At 40.6% G+C, this 1,559-nt stretch carries 1 protein-coding gene; it reads right to left on the reverse strand.

Annotated features, from left to right (window positions below; translation table 11 throughout):
• On the reverse strand, window positions 1–287 hold a 287-nt coding region (locus tag WH367_RS24295; RefSeq protein WP_339538001.1), incomplete at its 3' end, for a hypothetical protein.
• Window positions 288–1,559 lie beyond the last annotated feature (1,272 nt).

Consider the following 1,559-nt stretch of genomic DNA (forward strand, 5'->3'; position numbering starts at 1 on the left):
TTTAATTGATTTTCACTTATGAATGGCCGAATTTTTATCAGGAAAATGCCTTCAACATCTACCACACTACGGTATATTTTTTCACCTGCAGTAGTCTTGCATTTATTTTGGTAATAAGCCCTCCCCTCATCGGCCATCACCTTTAATTGCGGGCTTAATTCACTCTTCGCTGAACTACAGCCTCCCACCATGATAATTGCCACAAGTGCAAATACCGATACAAATGCCGGGGAACATTTTTTTATAGACATGACAAAATAAATTTTAAGAATTTCATACTCAATCACGCAATAAGCTTATGCGACTCAATGAGGCCATAGCCAATAACTGATGAGAGCACCTACATAGAACATTTGCCATAGGCATGCCTCCCACATTACAGTCTTAAAAACATTAGATATGCGTATATAAGTCGAATTGTCCACGTTCACGAAATTTATATATTTTCCATATTCATGCTATTTAACTGTAAATGAGTTTTGCAAAATTTCCAAGAGCTTGCATAGAAGAAGATATCAATCCAACAAAGCACTCAATGTAAGGCTGGAGTCAGGCAATAGTGTTAGGCGGCAGAATCTAAATGATGTGTAAATCCATTCAGTAAGATCCTATACACTTTTATACTTGGAAAATCTCATAAGCATGAAGGAGGAATATAAATAAAAACTATGAAAGACCATGCACCAGAGCGTGCAATTGCTGGAAATCATCCGAGCCCCAAACTGGTTTCGCTCTATAGGGTTATGGCTTTGAACCAAAATTAATATATCAACATGGGCAGGACGTCTGATCTGAGCATCAATGCTGATTCTCAACTGATCAGCGGAACACCCAGGTCAATCGTGCAACGGCTCTCCAAATCCATTCTGGAAAGCGAGTAGCTCTTTGCCCTATACATGATATGAAGGCTCGGATCGAAAATGCAAATATAGGTGACCATTCAATTCATTAAACCTATAGATCGTTGCGGCAACATGGAGGCAGCAGGACTGTGTACGCGGTCATTGGCATGGCGAATATGACCTGGGAGCGAAAGGATGCATGCGAATTCAGCAGGCATTCGCTTAGATCGGGCGATCAACTGATGCGACGCAAATTGGGCTATCTATTTTGCAATCCGACGGATATCCCGGAACCTATCTGTGAATCGTTGGGGTGATATTTTCATCGTGCAATCTAAGAGATTTCCCCAACCTCTGTTCAGGTTGCATTGTCCGTCTCAACTCGACATGTATCTTTAAACTAATCTCGTCTCAACTCATGGATAAATTTTAGCGCATGGGCAAAATTTTCCAAGCGAAGTAGTTCATGACGCATCACAGTTATATTACAAACACCTGATCAACCACCAATAAAGAATAACCGAATTATATAAACAAGAACCATTTTAGGTTATAAAAAACCTCCAAATATGGATCAATGTCCAAATTTAGAGGTGTCGTTAGCGCCTTTAATCCGAGATTCTAGTGCCTTAGCTACGCCGCGTTCATTGCAAGAGAGAGCGATTGTCTGTTAAGTGAATCGATGGTTTGTGCGAATGAGCTAGGCGCCGAAGAAAT

Origin of the sequence: Comamonas sp. MYb21, assembly GCF_037479395.1 — a bacterium.
GTDB lineage: Bacteria > Pseudomonadota > Gammaproteobacteria > Burkholderiales > Burkholderiaceae_C > Comamonas.